Source organism: Desulfotignum balticum DSM 7044 (assembly GCF_000421285.1).
Classification (GTDB): Bacteria; Desulfobacterota; Desulfobacteria; order Desulfobacterales; family Desulfobacteraceae; genus Desulfotignum; species Desulfotignum balticum.
The window spans coordinates 4,515,815-4,533,912 of the sequence record NZ_ATWO01000001.1 but is presented as its reverse complement, the minus strand read 5'-3'; the positions used below and the strand labels follow the sequence as shown (position 1 = coordinate 4,533,912).

The 18,098-nt window shown below is 50.8% G+C and carries 14 protein-coding genes and 1 tRNA gene; 5 read left to right on the top strand and 10 right to left on the bottom strand.

Features of this window, described 5'->3' with window-relative positions:
• Positions 1-7: 7 nt before the first annotated feature.
• Positions 8-2,461: a glycogen/starch/alpha-glucan phosphorylase gene (locus K365_RS0122660; protein WP_024336437.1), complete on the bottom strand. Its 2,454-nt coding sequence runs from the start codon at positions 2,459-2,461 to the stop codon at positions 8-10.
• Positions 2,462-2,538: 77 nt separating this feature from the next.
• Complete coding sequence (locus K365_RS0122650; RefSeq protein WP_024336436.1) at positions 2,539-2,994, bottom strand: CBS domain-containing protein; 456 nt, start codon at positions 2,992-2,994, stop codon at positions 2,539-2,541.
• Positions 2,995-3,173: 179 nt separating this feature from the next.
• Here K365_RS0122650 and hpf point away from each other — a divergent pair, with 179 nt between their 5' ends.
• Positions 3,174-3,518 carry a ribosome hibernation-promoting factor, HPF/YfiA family gene (gene hpf / locus K365_RS0122645; RefSeq protein WP_024336435.1) on the top strand — a complete coding sequence of 115 codons (345 nt, stop codon included), beginning with the start codon at positions 3,174-3,176 and terminating at the stop codon, positions 3,516-3,518.
• A 90-nt stretch (positions 3,519-3,608) separates the two neighbouring features.
• On the opposite strand, the gene K365_RS26925 is transcribed toward hpf, so the two are convergent.
• Entirely contained in the window at positions 3,609-4,988 is a 1,380-nt protein-coding gene (locus K365_RS26925; RefSeq protein ID WP_169432984.1) for a cache domain-containing protein, read from the bottom strand.
• Between the two features lie 83 nt (positions 4,989-5,071).
• A complete protein-coding gene (locus K365_RS0122635; RefSeq protein WP_024336433.1) occupies positions 5,072-5,566 on the bottom strand; it encodes a ferritin family protein in 495 nt (164 codons plus the stop codon).
• Positions 5,567-5,735: 169 nt separating this feature from the next.
• Between K365_RS0122635 and K365_RS0122630 the strand changes: the two genes are divergently transcribed.
• The 3 genes from K365_RS0122630 (at position 5,736) to K365_RS28940 (ending at position 9,311) form a co-directional block, all read left to right on the top strand.
• A tRNA-Val gene (locus K365_RS0122630) sits at positions 5,736-5,810 on the top strand.
• Between the two features lie 241 nt (positions 5,811-6,051).
• Complete coding sequence (locus K365_RS0122620; protein WP_024336432.1) at positions 6,052-6,957, top strand: TAXI family TRAP transporter solute-binding subunit; 906 nt, start codon at positions 6,052-6,054, stop codon at positions 6,955-6,957.
• A complete protein-coding gene (locus tag K365_RS28940; RefSeq protein ID WP_024336431.1) occupies positions 6,954-9,311 on the top strand; it encodes a hybrid sensor histidine kinase/response regulator in 2,358 nt (785 codons plus the stop codon). The genes K365_RS0122620 and K365_RS28940 overlap by 4 nt, the downstream gene beginning before the upstream one ends.
• Positions 9,312-9,380: 69 nt before the next feature.
• Here the strand turns inward: K365_RS28940 and K365_RS0122610 are convergent, their stop codons facing one another.
• The 4 genes from K365_RS0122610 to K365_RS0122590 form a co-directional block, all read right to left on the bottom strand.
• Complete coding sequence (locus K365_RS0122610; protein WP_024336430.1) at positions 9,381-10,436, bottom strand: DUF1848 domain-containing protein; 1,056 nt, start codon at positions 10,434-10,436, stop codon at positions 9,381-9,383.
• A gap of 719 nt (positions 10,437-11,155) precedes the next feature.
• Complete coding sequence (locus K365_RS0122600; protein ID WP_024336429.1) at positions 11,156-12,541, bottom strand: aspartate kinase; 1,386 nt, start codon at positions 12,539-12,541, stop codon at positions 11,156-11,158.
• Entirely contained in the window at positions 12,538-13,524 is a 987-nt protein-coding gene (locus K365_RS0122595) for a 2-hydroxyacid dehydrogenase (RefSeq protein WP_024336428.1), read from the bottom strand. The genes K365_RS0122600 and K365_RS0122595 overlap by 4 nt, the downstream gene beginning before the upstream one ends.
• 65 nt (positions 13,525-13,589) lie before the next feature.
• Positions 13,590-14,603, bottom strand: coding sequence for a transposase (locus K365_RS0122590; protein WP_024336427.1), 1,014 nt, complete (start codon positions 14,601-14,603; stop codon positions 13,590-13,592).
• Between the two features lie 188 nt (positions 14,604-14,791).
• On the opposite strand from K365_RS0122590, the gene K365_RS0122585 reads away from it, so the two are divergent.
• Entirely contained in the window at positions 14,792-16,345 is a 1,554-nt protein-coding gene (locus tag K365_RS0122585) for an SDR family oxidoreductase (RefSeq protein WP_245569247.1), read from the top strand.
• A gap of 91 nt (positions 16,346-16,436) precedes the next feature.
• Here K365_RS0122585 and K365_RS29525 read toward each other — a convergent pair whose 3' ends face one another.
• Positions 16,437-16,775: a methyltransferase family protein gene (locus K365_RS29525; protein ID WP_353740184.1), complete on the bottom strand. Its 339-nt coding sequence runs from the start codon at positions 16,773-16,775 to the stop codon at positions 16,437-16,439.
• Between the two features lie 570 nt (positions 16,776-17,345).
• Positions 17,346-18,038: an aspartate/glutamate racemase family protein gene (locus tag K365_RS0122575; RefSeq protein ID WP_024336425.1), complete on the bottom strand. Its 693-nt coding sequence runs from the start codon at positions 18,036-18,038 to the stop codon at positions 17,346-17,348.
• Between the last annotated feature and the right edge of the window lie 60 nt (positions 18,039-18,098).

The following is an 18,098-nucleotide window of genomic DNA, read 5'->3' as shown; positions in this document are numbered from 1 at the left end:
TTTTTTATCACCAGAGATCTTTTTCCCGGATCTGGCCCCGAATTCCCCAGATTTCATCGGCATAGGCTTTGATGGTACGGTCGCTGGAGAAAAATCCGGTGCGGGCGGTATTCATCAGGGCCCGGGCACTCCATTTTTCAGGCTGTTGATAATCTTTGGCAATGGCTTGGTGGGCTGCGACATAGGGGCTGAAATCGGCAAAATTCAGGTATGAATCTCCCGGAGACATGAGAATGTTGTACAGGGAACGGAAAATACCCGGTTCCGACGGGCTGAACCGGTCGGACCGCAGCGCGTATATGACCCGTTTAAGCCGGTCGTCTTTTTCAAGATATTCCTTGGGCTGGTAGTTGGGCCTCAATGCCGCCACTTCATCCACGTCCAGACCGAAAATATACAGGTTTTCTTTACCCACCTGCTCAAGAATTTCAATATTGGCTCCGTCCAGGGTGCCGATGGTCAAGGCCCCGTTCATGGCGAATTTCATGTTCCCGGTACCGGACGCCTCCATGCCGGCCGTGGAGATCTGTTCGCTGACATCGGCTGCCGGTATAAGTCGTTCGGCCAGAGAAACCCGGTAGTCCGGCAGAAATATCACCTTGAGCTGCCGGTTCACGGCCGGATCCGTGTTCACGGCATGTGCCACATTGTGGATCAGTTTGATGATCAGTTTGGCCGTATGATAACCTGGGGCGGCTTTGCCTGAAAAAATAAACGTCCGGGGAGGGCCGATATCTTTTTTGTCTTCTTTCACCGTCAGGTATAAATGAATGATATGCAGGATGTTGAGCAGCTGGCGTTTGTACTCATGGATCCGTTTGGCCTGAACATCAAAAATTGACAATGGATCTACGGTTTCAGACACGGTGTGCTGGATGTAATCTGCCAGTGCCTGTTTATTGGCCTGCTTCACGGCCCGGTACCGTTCCAGGAACCCGGGATCGTTCTGAAATGCCTCCAGTTCCCAGATCAAATCCAGGTCAGCGATCCAGCGCCTGCCGATGGCATCGGTGATCAGTTTTGCCAGTTCCGGGTTGCACGCCACGATCCACCGCCGGGGGGTGACCCCGTTGGTCTTGTTATTGAATTTCTCCGGCCACATGGAATAAAATTCCGGAACCAGCTGTTTTTTGACCAGATCAGAATGGATTTTCGCCACCCCGTTCACGGAATGGCTCCCGATGATGGCCAGATTGGCCATGCGCACCTTTTGTTCATCTCCTTCCTGAATGATGGACATTTTAGCGATCATTTCATGATTGTCCTGGCCGAACCGTTCCTTGACCCGGGCGATGAACCGCTGGTTGATTTCAAAAATGATCTGAAGGTGCCGGGGAACCACCTTGTTTAAAATATAGACTGACCAGGTTTCCAGGGCTTCGGGTAAAAGGGTATGGTTGGTGAATGCCAGAGTTTTGACCGTCACATCCCAGGCGGTTTCCCATACCAGTTTTTTTTCATCCACCAGTATGCGCATCAACTCTGCGACCGCTAAAGCCGGATGGGTGTCGTTGAGCTGGATGGCCACATGGTCATGGAACGTCTCAAAATCGCTGTGCTGTTTTTCAAATTTACGGATAATGTCACGGATGGCACAGGCCACCAGAAAATATTCCTGGATGAACCGCAATTCTTTGCCCGTTTCCTTGGAGTCGGATGGATACAGGATTTTGGTGACACTTTCCGATTGGATTTTCCGGCTGACCGCCTTGATATAATCCCCGTCATTGAAAATATCGATGTCAAAATCCTTGGATGCGGCAGCGGAAAAAAGCCGGAGCCGGTTTACCGTGCGCCCCCGGTGTCCGGCGATCATGATGTCGTGGGGGCGGCCCACAAACAGTTTTTTGCGGGTCCACATCGGCTTGTAATGCCCGTTTTTATCCTGGCGCTCTTCAATTTTGCCGTAAATGGGCAGCACATATTTTTCTTCCGAACGCCGGATCAGCCAGGGCGAAGACCGGTTGGGCCAGTAATCCGGCCGTTCCTGCTGATATCCGTTGACTATGGTCTGGCGGAACAGCCCATAGTCATAGTTGATGCCATATCCATACCCCGGCATATCCAGGCTGGCCATGGAATCCAGAAAACAGGCGGCCAGCCGTCCCAGGCCCCCATTGCCCAGGGCCGGGTCCTGCTCTTCTTCCACCAGGGTTTCCAGATCAATGCCCTGCTTTTTCAGAAACCGGGCACAGGGATCGAAAATGCCCAGATTCAGCAGGTTGTTGGACAAAAGTCGGCCGATGAGAAATTCCATGGACAGGTAATACACCTGTTTGGCCTTGTTTTTTTCATAGCGTTTCCGGGTATCGAAATGAATATCCATCAGATATTTGCCCACGGCATAGCACACGGCATTGAGCTGGTCATTTTTTGTGGCTTCGTCCAGGGGTTTGCCCAATACATATTTCACATATTGTTGAAACGATACTTCAAAACTGGTGAAGTCAAAATACGCCATAACTGTCTCCCTTCTGGCGGGGGGGATAAAAATCAAAAACCTGCCGAACCCCGGATGCTGGCAGGTAAATACCCGGATCAGGCATCAGAGGCCAGGGTTTTAAGGACATCTTCCTTGCCGATGATGCCCACCAGTTTTTTATTTTCCAACACGGGGATGGTATGAAAATGTTTTTCCACCATGAGGCTGGCGATTTCACTGAGCGGCGTGTCCGCGGTCACCGTCACCACATCCTTGATCATGGCCTGGGCCACGGTGGCGGCAGCTATTTTCTGGAATTCGTCATCCAATTTTTTTGACGAAAACAACGGAAAAATGGAATCCAGGATAGTAAAAATGGGGGGGATGGGCACCTCTTTTTGTTGAAAGATCAGATCACTCTGACACAGGATACCGACCAGCTCTTCCCGGTCATTGACCACGGGCACGCCGTTGATGTGGTTGTTAAGCAGTATTTTTACGGCACTGGCAATATCGGTATCCGGGGTGACACTGATGATGCTGGTTTGCATAATATCGCGGGCTTTGATCATGAACATCTCCTTTTCAGACGATAACGGCGGTATAAACAGTTGATACTTATTATACAGTAATCTTTGATTCACAACAAGCACAGAAAATTGCCGGAAAAATTTGACTTTGCTGGGATTGGTGGCCATTATCTGTTAAGATGAATGCGGTGTTTCAATCAACCCTCATACAAGGAGGACTTATGCAGCTTGCCATAAATTTTAAGCAGATGGAATCCTCAGACGCCCTGAAATCTTATGCCCAGGAAAAACTGGATAAACTGGATAAAATGCTGGATGCCCCGGGGGAGGCAAATCTGGTGTTATCGATTGAAAAAATTCGTCATATAGCGGAAGTGAATCTGGTCAGTGATAAACTCAGAATCAATGCCAAAGAAGAAGCGGAAACCATGTATTCCGCCCTTGACGGTCTGGCGGACAAAGTGCAGATCCAGATCAAAAAGAACAAGGAAAAAGCCAGACGTCATCTGGCCGGTGACAAGCAGACCATCAAAACCACGCCCGAACTGGAATCTTTGGAAAAATAAGTATAAAAAATCTTTGCCGCAGTCTTTTTTTGCGGCCTTAAAAACAGACCTATAACCGCCGGGGCACGAAACCTTGAACCGCCCCGGCGGTTATTTTTTTTGGGGATCCGCATCCGGGGTTCCGGAGATATCCACAATTTTCCCGTTCAGATAGTCTTTGGTCCGGTACCGGGAGATCTGCATCATTTTTTTAGTGATACCGGCCATCCTTTCCAGCTGGTCCTGGATTTTTTTGATTCTGGGATAATTGGGATCATCTTCAGACATATTCAGCATCATCAGTTCAAAATAACCGGATATGCTCATCAGCGGCTGATTCATTTCATGGCATACCGCACCCGAGACCTCCAGCACACCCTGGAGCCGGTCTTTTTCCCTGCGAATGATGTCCGCTTCTTTTCTTTGGGTGATGTCGGTCAACACGGAAATCTTTTTATCTGCCGTATAGGAAGACCTGAATTCAATGTCTTTGATTTGCCCGTCCCTGCACATGATTCTAAATTCACGGATATGGACCGGTCCTTCGATGGGCGTATCGTTTTTCCAGGCATCAAGCACCAGCTTTCGATACGCCGGATCCGGATACGCTTTTTGAAACCACGCGTGTTTGTCCGGAATATCTGCCAGGGTATATCCGGTTATTTTGGTGAAATACGGGTTGACGTAAAGGTATTTATCATCCCTGTCAATCAGGGTGATCCCGTGGGGGGTGCTTTCCAGGATCAGAGCAAGGGTCTGTTTTTCTTTTTGAGCGGTACGCTCAGCGGTTATTTTTTTGTTGCGGATACGAATGGTCTGCCAGGTGATGTAGATGGACAAGGCAAATATCACCAAAAAAACGGCCATGAACACTTGGTTTATTTTGTTAACCAAAAGACGGATCTCTTTTTGTACATCCTCGACATATAGGCCGGTTCCCACAATCCATCCCCAGGGATCGAACAGTTTGACGTAGGAAATTTTCGGAACGATTTTATGGGGCGCATCTTTCCACTGCCAGTAGTAATTGACGTACCCTTCTTCCTGGTTCAAGGCGGTTTTTACCATGTCGATAAAAGGGAAGTTGTTTTGTTCATCAGAAAGTGAGGACAGGTCCCGGCCTTCCATATCCGGGCGGTACGGGTGCATGATCATGAACGGATGCCGGTCGATAATCCAGAAATAATCTTTGGCCTCAGCGCCGTACCGCAGGTATCGTATCCGCTCTTTGGCTCTGGATTTGGCCTGGGTTACTGTCAACTCACCGGATAAAACCCTTTCGTGGTATTCAGACAAAAGACTGACGGCATTTTGTGTCAGGGACTGGATCAACTCTTTTTTCTGATCGGTCAGACTGTTTTTAAAAGAAGGAATAAAAATCAGACAGACGCTCAGGATAAATATCCCGAACACCGCCCAGATGGGAACGATAATAGTGAAGGTTTCTTTGAATAAATCAGATTTCAGGCATTTTTTTAAAATCTGGATCATGTGCATTCAAATGATCGCTTTAAATGGAGACACGCGCCTGCCGGGCACGGTTCCGATATATTTCCCGGCAAACGCGTGATGAATTATGCCTTGATTTTTTTCAAAAACCCGGTCAACTGGGCGATGTGCATTTTTTCTTCCTTGATGATATGATCCAGCTTGTCATGTCCGTATTTGGCAGGGACCAGGTCCTTGAGTCCCAGGTAGAATAAAATGGATTCTTTTTCCAGGCCGATGGCTGTGGTGATGATCTCTTCAATGGGTTCTTCACCGGTGAAAGCATCGACAATATCCGGGTCTCCTTCACCGCCGTGATTGTCTGCCATGGCTTTCAGATACATGGACAGTTCATCGGCCGGATCAAACACGGTTTCTTGTTTTTCCCCCTCGGAAACCTCTTTTTGCATGGATTCAAAAATCACTTTGTGCTTGTCTTCCATGCGGGCCAGTTTTTCCAGAAACGCCTTGTTGTCCGGCTCTTTTTGCAGTTCGGCGGCTTTTCTGTAAAAATTGGCGCCGTTGGCTTCGATCTGGATTGCCATTTCAAATACTTCGTTCACATTAAAATCATATGCCATGAATTATCTCCTTAAATGTTGGGTCCATCATGCGGCTTTGATTCCATAAAATACTTTCCATTCACATGTCAAGGGAAATCAAGGGATGAAAAATTTTGTTGAATGTGCCCTTGACCAAAGCCCAAAAAAAGGGTATCAGATATGCGTACAAAATAAAATGATTGCCAAAGGGCGGTTAACTCAGCGGGAGAGTGCTACCTTCACACGGTAGAAGTCACAAGTTCAATCCTTGTACCGCCCACCATTTTTTATTTCTTACGTATCATCCCTGCCATTGCCAGAAAAAATCCAATCCAACCGGTCTTGTTTTTCGTTGATCCGGGTGAATGTAAAAAAAAAGTTTAAACTTGTGTCATGATGCAATAAGATGCGTAAAAATCCATGGGAGATTTATCATGTGCGGCAGATGGTTAATATTTGTCTGGGTGTGGATATTATTGGCAGGAATATCGGGAATACCGATTCGTACGGCCATCGCCGGAGAAATGCCGCTATTCCGTATCGGTACGGGTGGGTTGATGGGGGTTTATTATCCCATCGGCCGGGCACTGGCCATTGGATTTTCATCCACCTGGACCGCCGATGGCCGGGTGGCCGTTGCCCAGACCTCAGGAGGATCCGTGGCCAATGTGCGGGCTTTGGCCAAAAAAGAGATCGAAGCCGCCCTGATTCAGGCGGATGTGGCTTTCCGTGCCCTGAATGGGACAGGGTCTTTTTCAGGAGAAAAAATACCCTCTTTGCAGGCCATCGCCAGCCTGTACCCGGAACGGTTGCAAATGATGGTCCGAAAAGATGCCGGCATTCACGGTGTCAGAGACCTGAAAAATAAAACCATGTCTCTGGATGAGTCAGGATCCGGCACACTGGCTGTCATGCGCATTGTCCTTGACGCGTATGGATTAACGGAAACAGATCTTGACCCCGTGTATCTCAAACCGGAATTTACCATTGAAAGCCTGGCGCAACGTCGACTTGACGGGATTTCTCTCATGTCAGGAACGCCCGCCCCGGCCATTGCGCAAATCATGAGTCCGCAATTTTCTCTGGTCCCCGTGGATCCGGAAATTGCCGCAACCATTCATCAGCGCCATCCTTATCTTCTGCCGGGAGTGATTCCGGCGGACACTTACCCGGGCGTCCCTGAGATTCCGACGCTGGAAGTTTATGCCCTGCTGGTGGTTCGGGAAGATGTCGATGAAGCCCTGGTGTATGAATTGACCAAAACGCTCTGGAATGCTGAAACCCAGCGGCTGCTCCGGGCGGCCCATCCTCTGGGCCATGCCATTACCATGCAATCTTCTCTGTATGGCCTCACACTGGCCCTTCATCCCGGGGCCGTTCAATTCTACCGTCAGCACCACGCATTGCCGGAAGGGGATGCCATACCATGAGGCTTCCTTTTCGAAGCGCAGCATCCATCGGCTGGATCACTGTCATTATCGTTTTGATAATGGTATTGTCCGCCGGATTTTATACCCGGATGACCCTGCGGTCTGTGGAACGGATCCTGCCGACCATTCTGCTGGACCAGCTCCAGGCGTTGAGCCGGGTTTCAGAAGAACTCAGTGAGGTGATCATTCAATCCGCTTTGATCCAGAAGGATCCGGCCCCGGAAACGGTTGCCGGTCTGGTCCGCCAGGTGGATGAGGTGTACACATCCCTGGTGGCATTGCGTAACACCTATGTGTTTGATAACCTTTTACAGGCCTCCACGTTTCATGATGCCGTGGCACCTGCTCTGGTGGATGTCAGACAATGGCTGACGCTGGGTGTGTCCGGTCATCCCCCGCACAGTGACTTGTCCCTGAACATTGTCTATTCCCGGCTGCGCTTTGCCCAGGCCAAGGCATGGAACATCCGCAATGATTCCCATGCCTCCGCCCAGATCATTCTTGACCGGCAGCGGGAACGCCTGGAAAAATTTTTAACGGGTGTCAATATTTTCATGTGGCTGAGCGGTCTTGTTTTTTTGCTGGTTCTGATGTTGATGTTCCGCCACCGCAAGTTGCTGAAAAGTGAAGCCGCTGCCCAGTCCGAGCGCCGGCAGGCGGAAAAGAGTCTGTGCCACAGCGAAGAGCGCGCCGTGAGACAGCGAAAAGCCATTGCCGATCTGGCGCTGGACCCTGTGGTTCATTCAGAAGACAAAGAAGCGGCGTTTGCCCGGCTTGTGGAAACGGCCTGCAAAACCATTCATGTGTCCCGGGCCAATGTCTGGCAGTTTTCCAACGACGACACCGTGCTGGAATGTGTGGCGTTTTTCGGTGTTGATCCCGATGGGAACACACCGGGAATGCAGATCAAGACAGCCGATTTTCCCCGTTATTTTGAACGGTTTCAAAAAGAGGGGCGAATATTTGTCGACGATGCGTTAAAAGATGAGCGCATGCGTGAATTCGTGGATTTTTATCTCGTTCCCATGGGAATCACTTCCACTTTGGATGCCGGTATTATTTCCCAGGGGAAGCTGGTCGGGATTTTTACCATGGCCCACACAGGTGAAAAACGGACATGGCATCCGGACGAGGAAGCTTTTGCCGGCACCCTGGCCGGTATGGCGGCCCAGGTCATCTTCAATGCCGAGCACCGCCGCCTGACCTCCCAGCTCAGGCAGGCTCAGAAAATGGAGTCCGTGGGCCGGCTGGCCGGCGGTGTGGCCCATGATTTCAATAACATGCTGGGGGTGATTCTGGGGCATGTGGAATTGGCAATGGGACGGATCGGTTCTATGGGGCCGGTACACAATGACCTGGAACGAATCCGGGAATCCGCCATGCGTTCCGCGGATCTGACCAAACAACTACTGACATTTGCCAGAAAGCAGATCATCTCCCCCCGGGTCCTGGATCTGAACGACACTGTGGACAGCATGCTCAGTATGTTACGTCGATTGATCGGTGAGAATATCCGTCTGATCTGGCAGCCGGGCAAAGAGCTGTGGCCCGTTAAAATGGATCCCTCCCAGATCGATCAGATCCTGGCCAACCTGTGTGTAAATGCCAGAGATGCCATCAGCGGTGTGGGCACCATCACCATTCAAACGGATAGAAAAACGTTGGATCAAATGTATTGCGACCATCACTCCGGTGCTGTTCCGGGAGAGTATGTCCTGCTGTCAGTGGGTGATGACGGGGCCGGCATGGACAAAGCGGTCTTAAAAAATCTGTTCGAGCCTTTTTTTACCACCAAGGATATCGGTAAAGGCACGGGCCTTGGCCTTGCAACGGTCTACGGGATTGTCAAACAGAACAACGGCTATATCAATGTATACAGTGAGCCGGGTCTTGGGTCTGTTTTCAGAATATATCTGCCCCGGCATATCATCACGGACCCGGATTTATTGTCTGATGTTCATGAAGCCGATCCCATACTGCCGGCCGGTAATGAAACCATTTTGCTGGTGGAAGATGAACCGGCCATACTGGAAGTGACCGGGCTGATGCTTCAAAGCCTGGGATATACGGTTTTATCGGCGGACACCCCGAAAAAAGCCATCACTCTGGCGAAAACCCATGATAAAAAGATTCACCTGCTTTTGACGGATGTGGTGATGCCGGAAATGAACGGCAAGGATCTGGCCGGCTACCTTTCAACATTACATCCGGATCTCAAGTGTGTGTTCATGTCCGGATATACGGCAGATGTCATTGCCCATCACGAGGTGGGCCACAAAGGGGTTCAGTTTATTCAGAAACCGTTTTCAAAAAATGAACTGGCAACCCGGGTCAGAACCGCCCTGGACAGGTAAAAATGATATTGGGTTGGTCTTGCCGACAAATTGCCCCGATAAACTGAAAAACAACGGTAATCAGCCGAATCAGAGTTGAGATGACTTTGGTGAATCCACAAGACCCTCTCCATATTGACTGTGCCGGGCAATATGGTGGTTCACCTTGTTTCGGGATGTATTGGCATAGCAATAGACACAGAAATGCGGGCAGGTATCGTACATCCCGATATCTTTGCTGGAGATGCAGCCGCAGGCTTTGCGCTGGCCCTTGTCCTTGAGATCGACTTTTTTGGAGGTGGCAAACATTTCCAGTTGCCGGACAGTGTCCGGATCGGTTTCACCATAATCCACAAACCGCATCAATTTCTGATCATGGGAGAATACCCTGCGAATCAGATCATCATCGATGCATTTGTTTTTGACAATGCCGTAATCCGTTTTCAGGTCCATGGATTCTCCGCAGGTGGCCACGGTGATATCCCAGCCCTGTTTGTACCAGCGTGTTTTCAATTGTTCAAGTCCCCGGGCGATCTGTCGGATCTGCGATTCTGACGGCTCAGCAGAAAACACGGAAGCCCTGTCAAAACAATCCAGTTCCCGAATCAGGCTGTTCTGAACCTTTTGATATGCGGCAACATCCACGAAACTGACCACCAGTTTATCAGTTTTATGCATCAACCGGCTGCCGATGGATGCGATTTTTTCCAGCAGATGTTCCACAGACAGCCCGGGGGTGACGATCAAGGGATCGAACCGCCAGATCACACGGTGTCTGCCGATTTTGTCGGACAGTTCCCTGAATGTGTGGATCCGCTCTTGCAGCGGCGGCAGACGGGGTTCCAGTTTTTCGGACTCATAATCGTTGAGCGTAAACTGAAAATAATAATTGGTATCTCTTTTTTCAAATTCATCCAGACGGGGCATCAGGGGCCTGGGGTTTTTGGTCCAGAACACAAACAGGCGGGCCGCTTCAAAGGAAATATAACCGGGCTTCCGGTTGAACGGGTTGACCCACACGGCATATCCGGCTTCAAGCCGGTGAATCAGCCAGTCAGAGTAAAATGCGGGAATATCCGTGGCCCGGCTGGCGGAAATAATGACCGGTGCCCGGGCCGGGACCCTTTTTTGATCTGCCCGAATCACGGTTGTTTTTTTCCATTGCAGGACTTTTGCACGACTCAATCGATTTCGCTGCGCCGGACTTGCCATCTTGACGGCTGTTTTGCTTTTTTTTTCATCATAATTTTTTCAAAGCCGGTCAGGTCGGTGCAGGACCTGAAAAACAGACAGGAGCTGCCCCTTGGGACAGCTCCTGTTGGTTTGTTTACTTTGTCCCGGCCGCTTTGTCAATGGGCCGGCCGGGCACTGTTCCGGATCAGCAACAGCAGCAGCTGGAGTAACAGCCGCAGGGGTCAACGACCTGGCATCCACAGGCATCAACGATTGCAAAGCACCCGCATTCGTCCGTCATGGTGCGTTCGCGGGAATCTTTCCTCTCGTTACCTGATTTGTCTTTTTTTTCGGATTTATGTTTGTCTTTCATGACACATCCTCCTGCTCTCCCGGATCATTTCCCGTAATACCGGAAAGATGCCGGAAAGCTATTCTTACGCGGACCGTCCTGAATCGGCGATCCGCAGGGTTTGTTCTTAATAAAGCCACTTTCCGGACGTCCCTGATGCACAGGGGATGAGCGATCCGGTCAGTATCGGCTTTACATCAAAAAGTATAATCATGGAATAGAAAAATGCCAGCTTTCGGCATGGGAAAAATTTGCCGGAACCCAGGGCCCAACCAGCCGAAAGCGATACGGGCCAATATCTGAAAAACATGCTTTCTGCCGGGTCAGATGACAAGACCGCTCAATTGGGTGGCGGCGAAGCATTGAAAAAGGTGTCGTGCAGTGCCTGAATGGTGGGATCCAGGCTGTCTTCATGCACCAGAAAATACATGGCCGCATCCGAGGCCCCGAAAGAGATCATTTCAATGTTGACATCTGCTCTGGAAACCGCAGTAAAACATCGGGCCGCAATGCCCCGGCTCAGGTGCAGCCCTTCTCCCACAATACTGACCAGAGCCACCCGGGTTCTGCAGGCCGATTCCCGGAAAGGCCGCGGGTGAATGGCCCGGATACAGTCATGGGCGGTTTGGGCGTCGTTTTTGGAAACCAGCAGGCTGATACAGGTCTGGGAGGTTACCACGGATTTGATGTTGATGCCGCTGTCGGAAACAGCCCCCGTGATCAGGGAAAGAATGCCCTGCCGGACCCCCACGCCCGAGGCATGGATTTTTAAAATAGCGACATCGCTTGTGTAGGAAACACTTTTGATAATGGTGTCGGCTTCTCTGGCCTGGCGGGTGATCCGGCTGCCCCGGGCATCCGGGTCATAGGTGTTTTTGATGGCAATGTCAATACCTGCCTGCCGTACCGGCTCCACCGTGCGGGGATGCAGAATTCCGGCACCCGTATAGGCCAGTTCCGCAGCTTCCTCATAGGTCAGTTCAGGAATCAGCCGGCATTGGGGAATATTGTCCGGGTCCGCCGTCATGAATCCCGGGGTGTCTTTCCAGATTTCCAGAATATCGGCCGTGACTCCGGCAGCGACCACGGCTGCGGAATAATCAGACCCGCCTCTGCCGAATGTGGTGATTTCTCCGGAGTCACTGACACCATAGAATCCGGGAACAAACAAAATTTTGTTTTCCGTGACCTGTCTGCCCAGGCGCAGGGACAGATTTTCCCGGGTGGGGGCCATCAGGGCCGTGGCATCCATGAATTTGCCGTCCGTGATGATGCCGGCCTCTTCCGGCAGGGCCACGCCGCTGTCAATTCCCCGGGATGCCATGGCCGCTGCCAGGATCATGGCGGACATCTTTTCCCCAAAGACACAGATTATATCCCGCATCCTCGGCGTGGCTTCCCGGGTGAAACTAATGCCGAAATAGTACCGTTCCAGTTTGCCGAGCAGTTTATCCAGTTTCTGAAGGGTCAGTTTTTTTTCTTCAGGCGGTTTCATCAGACAGTCAACAATGATCTGATGACGGTTTCTCAGGTCCCGGATTACCGCTTCAATGGTGTCTTCAGATGCCAGTGCCGCCTCAATGCCGGAAATCAGGGCGTTGGTAATTCCGTAAAACGCGGACACCACAAAGATATTTCCTTTTCCCCGGACTGCCGCCAGATCCAGAATAATGTTTGTCGTGGGCCCGTCTTTTAGGCATCCGCCGCCGATTTTAATGACTTTCATGCCAGAACCTCTGAGTTGACAATGTGCGGGACCCGGCCGGTTTTGTAGAATTCAATGATGTTTTGAGCCGCCAGAACAGACATCTGATCCCGGGCTTCCATGGTGCCGGAGCCTATGTGGGGCAGTACACACACATTTTCCATGGACAAAAGCGGGTTGTCTGGTGTCATGGGTTCCGGATTCGTGACATCCAGGCCGGCACCCCAGATCTGTTTTTGATTCAGGGCCTGGATCAGGTCGGGTTCATGGTGAATGGGACCTCTGGCCGTGTTGATGAACACGGCCGAGGGCTTCATTTTTTTAAAAGCCTGAGCATCGAAAATGTGTCGGGTCTCCGGCGTCAGAGCGCAGTGGACCGACAGGATATCGCTTTGTTTAAGCAGCCGGTCAAATGATACATACCGGGCGCCCAGTTGTTTTTCAGCCAAAGGACTAGGGGTGCGGTTGTGGTAGAGGATTGTCATGCCATAGGCGGATTTGCACCGTTCAGCCATTTTGACACCGATACGGCCGAGGCCTAAAATGCCCAGGGTTTTGCCCTTGAGTTCAAACCCCAGGTGGCCAGTGGGATTGAAATACCCCCACTCACCCGTGAGAATGGTTTTGTGCAGAAAAAAGAATTTCCGGGCCGCAGCGATCATCAGACCAAAGGCGATGTCGGCCGTGGCCTCGCTCATGGCATCCGGGGTGTAGCCTACGGGGATCCCTTTTCGGGTGGCTTCCGGAATATCGATGTTGTCGTATCCCACGGCAAACTGGGAAATGATTTCCAGATGGGAGCACCTGTCCAGAAACGGTTTGTCGATGCGGTCGGTGAGGGTGCACACCAGGGCGTGGTGATCTTTTGCCCGGGCTGACAGCTCGTCGGGTGTCATGGGCCGGTCCTTTTCCCAGAAGGTGAGTTGGAACAGTTCCTTTTTCAGCAGATCCATGCCGGCGGCCGGATATTTTCGGGTGATGAGTATTTTCTGTCCGTCAATCATGATAGGAATCAGATTAAGCAAGTATAAACCGGGTGTCAAGCCCGAAAAAGAAAAAAGGGACGTAGTTAACTTATCAACTTATCAATGTTGATTTCTTTTTCTTCAAGTATTCGGCGTCCCCGGGCGACTGCCTTGCTTACCGCCGCAGTGGAAATGCCGAAACGCCGGGCCAGGGATCGCATGGTTACTCTAATCTCGCGAACGGCAACGTAGCACACCAGGCTTCGTGCCTCTACCGTACGCTTGTAGCGCCCCGGCAGCCATACCTCCTTTACCGGCATGGCGAGAAGTTCCGCAACCTTTTCAGCAACGGTATCCACGGTTATTCCCCGTGCCTTCAAGGTGTGCCGCCGTTCAAACTCATCTTCCGCAGCGGTAAGCATTCGTTCAACAAAGTCGCTGTCGCCCAGAATGCGTTCATCACCGGTAGCACGCAGACCCGCTTCATGAAGATCTCTCACGGAAGTCCATCCGCCGTGGCTGCGAACAAGACCGCCGCCGGTCAAATCTGTCCGACAGCCCTGCTCGATCCCCTGGGCGATAAAGTCCCGGTATCTCATTCGCGCCTGTCCCTGCTGCTTACCGAAACAGGATAGAACCTCATCTACATGCTGCCAGGATTGCGTGGCCGTTCCCATGACAACGGCATGCCCTGAGAAGGGATACCTGTCAAGGCGATCCATGTCGTTCACCAGGCCGGCCCGTAGCGGGTTCAGATGAATATAGCGAACCAGCTCAAGAAAATAGGCATCCTCCTGGCAGAGGATTGACTTGTAGCGATTCTGAAACAGATGCCCCTGGCGACTATGACGCAGGTTGAAGCTGACCGCATGGCCCGTCATCAATCGTCGCATGACCCTGGAAAGGGGAGCAGCGCCGGTCCGCAGCAGCAGATGAAAATGGTTGGACAGCAGTGCCCAGGCGTAACAGGCCGTGCCCGTTTCTTCGAAAATGACGTCCAGCCGTTTCAGAAACGATTTTCGGTCCTTTTCATCCCTGAAGATCGCCGTTCCGTCAATACCTTTGGCGATAACGTGGTGAAGCGCCCCCGGCGCGTCTATGCGTGGCTGTCGCGGCATAATAAAGGAACGTTAGCAGAGAGATGGCGTAGTGTCAAGTTGATAAGTTAACTACGTCCCTTATCTTGATCTCATTTGACAAACCCGCAAAAATACATAATAATTTCATCTTTTTAAATCAGGGTGGAGGGTTTATTTGACAACCCTGATGGCAGATAATGATGATAGATAAACAGGACAGATATATAGTGGCATCCATCGGAATTGATGAGGATCAGGATATGCTGGCGGCCATACGGCACTGCATACCGGTGCTGGAGCAAATTGTTGAGCGGCCGGAACTTCTGGCAAAATTATCAGAGAATGACCGCGTTGCCCTGCTTTCTGCGGCAGGGAAAATTGCCCGGCCTGGTCCTGAAGAGATACGAAAACGGAAGAAGGACAAACAACAGCGTAAGCGCAGGGCCATTGTTGAAAAGGAAAAGCGGCTGAGGGCTGCCACCGGTATCCGCAAGGCCAGGGAAGCCACTGTGTTTACCGCGCCGCTGAAGATTTCAGGTCCTGTTTCGGTGACAAAAGAGACCGGGCAGACGCTGGAATCCCCCCGGAACTGCTATGTATGCAAGGCCGCGTTTAAACAGGTCCATCACTTCTACGATACCATGTGCCCGGAATGCGCGGAGTTCAACTATCAGAAACGCTTTCAGACCGCGTCCCTGAAGGGTCAGGTGGCATTGATCACGGGGTCCCGTCTTAAAATCGGATACCAGGCCACCCTGATGATGCTCAGGGCCGGGGCAAAGGTGATTGCCACGACCCGGTTTCCCAGGGATTCCGCCCTCCGGTTTTCAAAGGAGAATGATTTTTCCGACTGGGGCCACAGGCTTCAGATTTACGGTCTGGATCTGAGACATACCCCGAGTGTGGAGCTGTTCTGTGATTATATCAAGAATACGTATCAGCGGCTGGACATCCTGATCAATAATGCGGCCCAGACCGTCCGCCGGCCCCCTGGATTTTACGCGCATCTCATGGAAAATGAGACCAGGGACACGGAACTGCTGCCTGAGGATGCTCAGACCCTTCTGGGGCAGTATGGCAAATGCATCTCCCGGCTGACGTCCGGCCGGCCGGAAAATATCGGGGAGGAAAAGGCCCTGCCCGTGACCTGGAACGGATCGGCACCGGGGATAGGGCTGCGCATGTCGGCACAATTGTCCCAGATTCCCTATTCCTATGACCATTCTCTGGATGTGCCCGAGGTGTTCCCTGCAGGCAAACTGGATGCAGACCGCCAGCAGGTGGATCTGCGCAAGACCAACTCCTGGCGGTTGCGGCTGGGAGAAATCCAGACATCTGAAATGCTGGAGATCCAGCTGGTCAACTCCGTGGCACCCTTTGTGCTGTGCAACCGCCTGGCAGAGCTGATGAAGCAGGACAACACAGGGCAGAAGCATATTGTGAATGTCTCGGCAATGGAGGGCAAGTTCCTGAGGTTTAAGAAGGGCAGCCGCCATCCCCACACCAACATGGCCAAGGCCTCCTTGAACATGCTCACCCATACGGCGGCCAGTGACCTGGCCAGGTACGGCATTTACATGAATGCCGTGGATACGGGCTGGGTAACGGATGAGGATCCGGCGGTCCTGGCAAAACAAAAAATAGCTGATCATGATTTCCAGCCCCCGCTGGATATTGTGGACGGGGCAGCCAGGATCTGCGACCCGTTTTTCCACGGGATCATCACGGGAAAACACTGGTGCGGTAAATTTCTAAAAGATTATTTCCCCATTGACTGGTAGGAGGTACGTCTGAATGTGAAATGTTTTCGTCACGTATCGGTTCGTCATCCCCTTTTTTGCCCATCTGGGGCTCGCGACCGGAGCATGTTTTTTAAATCCAGCGTCTTACTTTGGATGAATACGATAAATATTCTGCTCCAAATTTTTGTAACAGATAGCTCTCTTCAGGTTTCACGGCTTTGAATAAAAAAAGAATATAGAGAACCGGCAATGTAAAGAGCACCCAGAGAGAAGCAGTCAAAATCGAAATTCCAAATAATAGAATCAATAATGACAGGTACAATGGATTTCGAGAAAAACGATATGGACCTTCCTGTACTATCTTAACCGTGGATTTTGCAGTGTCAAATGGGGTCTTGTTTTTGATTAGGACAACAAATCCGCTCAATGAGAAACCGATGGATATAAGTATAAATATACCACCGACAATAACCCGTGGGATTATTGAAATACTGACCAGATGAATGGGTGCAAGGTATTTGTAAAGTGTTACATTAATATCCCAAAAATCCGGTCAAAAATCCCAATTTGGAGTGCCTAAGTGAAAAAAAGCAAGGTATGGGAAAATGATAAGATTAATTGATGAATTTGAGCAGGTTGAAACCAAACAGCAGGAACCGCTGCATGCCTTTATCCTCCTCCCCCCTTTCGGGGGGGATAAGAGGGGGGGATTCTCAATATACATGGCCTAAAAAAAATGATGAAATTGTAAAGTGGGATTTGGTAAAAAAGCGTGAGAACATTTTTCCTCTACAAATCAGCATGTTACCATCTGTTTTTTAGCGCGCTTCTGCACCTCACAAATCCCACTAAAAAATGTATAAGGTCCATTCTCAAATTTTCTGAAAAAAGGCCTGATTTTGGCAAAAGATTGTGACATTTTGTTGGGATGCGAAAGTGACAATCTACAGGTATTCCAGCAAGAGACCAATTCCCAAACATGTAAAGAAGAATACCGGCGGCGGTATACGGATACCTGCATTATCATTCGGTTCATTTTTCATAAATACGCATATTGCACCGCCTTTTGTGCATGAATGGCAGTGGTGTCAAAGAGTTTTACGGGTGTATCCTTCTGGCCCACCAGCATCCCGATTTCCGTGCAGCCCAGGATGATGGCTTCAGCCCCCTGTTTTGCCAGGGTATCGATGATCCGAAGATATTTTTCCCTGGTTTCGTGTTTTGCGATTCCCAGGCACAGTTCCTGAAAAATAGTTTGATGGATAAAGGCCCTGTCTGACTTTCCCGGCACCAGGACATCAAGTCCGTGGTCCCTGTCCAGGCGGCCCTTATAAAAATCCTGCTCCATGGTAAACGCCGTGCCCAGCAGGCCCGTCTTTTTAATCCCGGACCGGATCAGGGCCTCGGCCGTTGCATCGGCTATATGCAGCAGGGGAATATCAATTGTATCCTGGATCTCAGGAGCCACCTGATGCATGGTATTGGTGCAGATCAGGAGAAAATCAGCCCCCGCAGACTGGATCTTTACGGCGGCCTCTGAAAGAGCTTCGGCCACCCCCTGCCAATCCCCCCGGCCCATCAGTTTTTCCACGGGATCAAAATCCACACTGTACAGCACGATTTTTGCAGAATGCAGTCCGCCCAAGGCCTTTTTCACACCCTCATTAATCATCCGGTAATACCCGGCCGTGCTTTCCCAGCTCATGCCGCCCAGAAGGCCGATTGTTTTCATTTTGCCTCTCTCTATTCAAAGGTTTGCCACAGCCCTTACTTAGAAAAACAGCTGTTATGT

Excerpts from the sequence above, each read along its gene's own strand:
- K365_RS0122590 (WP_024336427.1), bottom strand. The coding sequence starts at position 14,603 with ATGCCGCGACAGCCACGCATAGACGCGCCGGGGGCGCTTCACCACGTT.
- K365_RS0122650 (WP_024336436.1), bottom strand. The coding sequence starts at position 2,994 with ATGATCAAAGCCCGCGATATTATGCAAACCAGCATCATCAGTGTCACC.
- K365_RS26925 (WP_169432984.1), bottom strand. The coding sequence starts at position 4,988 with ATGATCCAGATTTTAAAAAAATGCCTGAAATCTGATTTATTCAAAGAA.
- K365_RS0122635 (WP_024336433.1), bottom strand. The coding sequence starts at position 5,566 with ATGGCATATGATTTTAATGTGAACGAAGTATTTGAAATGGCAATCCAG.
- K365_RS28940 (WP_024336431.1), top strand. The coding sequence starts at position 6,954 with ATGAGGCTTCCTTTTCGAAGCGCAGCATCCATCGGCTGGATCACTGTC.
- K365_RS0122660 (WP_024336437.1), bottom strand. The coding sequence starts at position 2,461 with ATGGCGTATTTTGACTTCACCAGTTTTGAAGTATCGTTTCAACAATAT.
- hpf (WP_024336435.1), top strand. The coding sequence starts at position 3,174 with ATGCAGCTTGCCATAAATTTTAAGCAGATGGAATCCTCAGACGCCCTG.
- K365_RS0122600 (WP_024336429.1), bottom strand. The coding sequence starts at position 12,541 with ATGAAAGTCATTAAAATCGGCGGCGGATGCCTAAAAGACGGGCCCACG.
- K365_RS0122595 (WP_024336428.1), bottom strand. The coding sequence starts at position 13,524 with ATGATTGACGGACAGAAAATACTCATCACCCGAAAATATCCGGCCGCC.
- K365_RS0122575 (WP_024336425.1), bottom strand. The coding sequence starts at position 18,038 with ATGAAAACAATCGGCCTTCTGGGCGGCATGAGCTGGGAAAGCACGGCC.
- K365_RS0122620 (WP_024336432.1), top strand. The coding sequence starts at position 6,052 with ATGCCGCTATTCCGTATCGGTACGGGTGGGTTGATGGGGGTTTATTAT.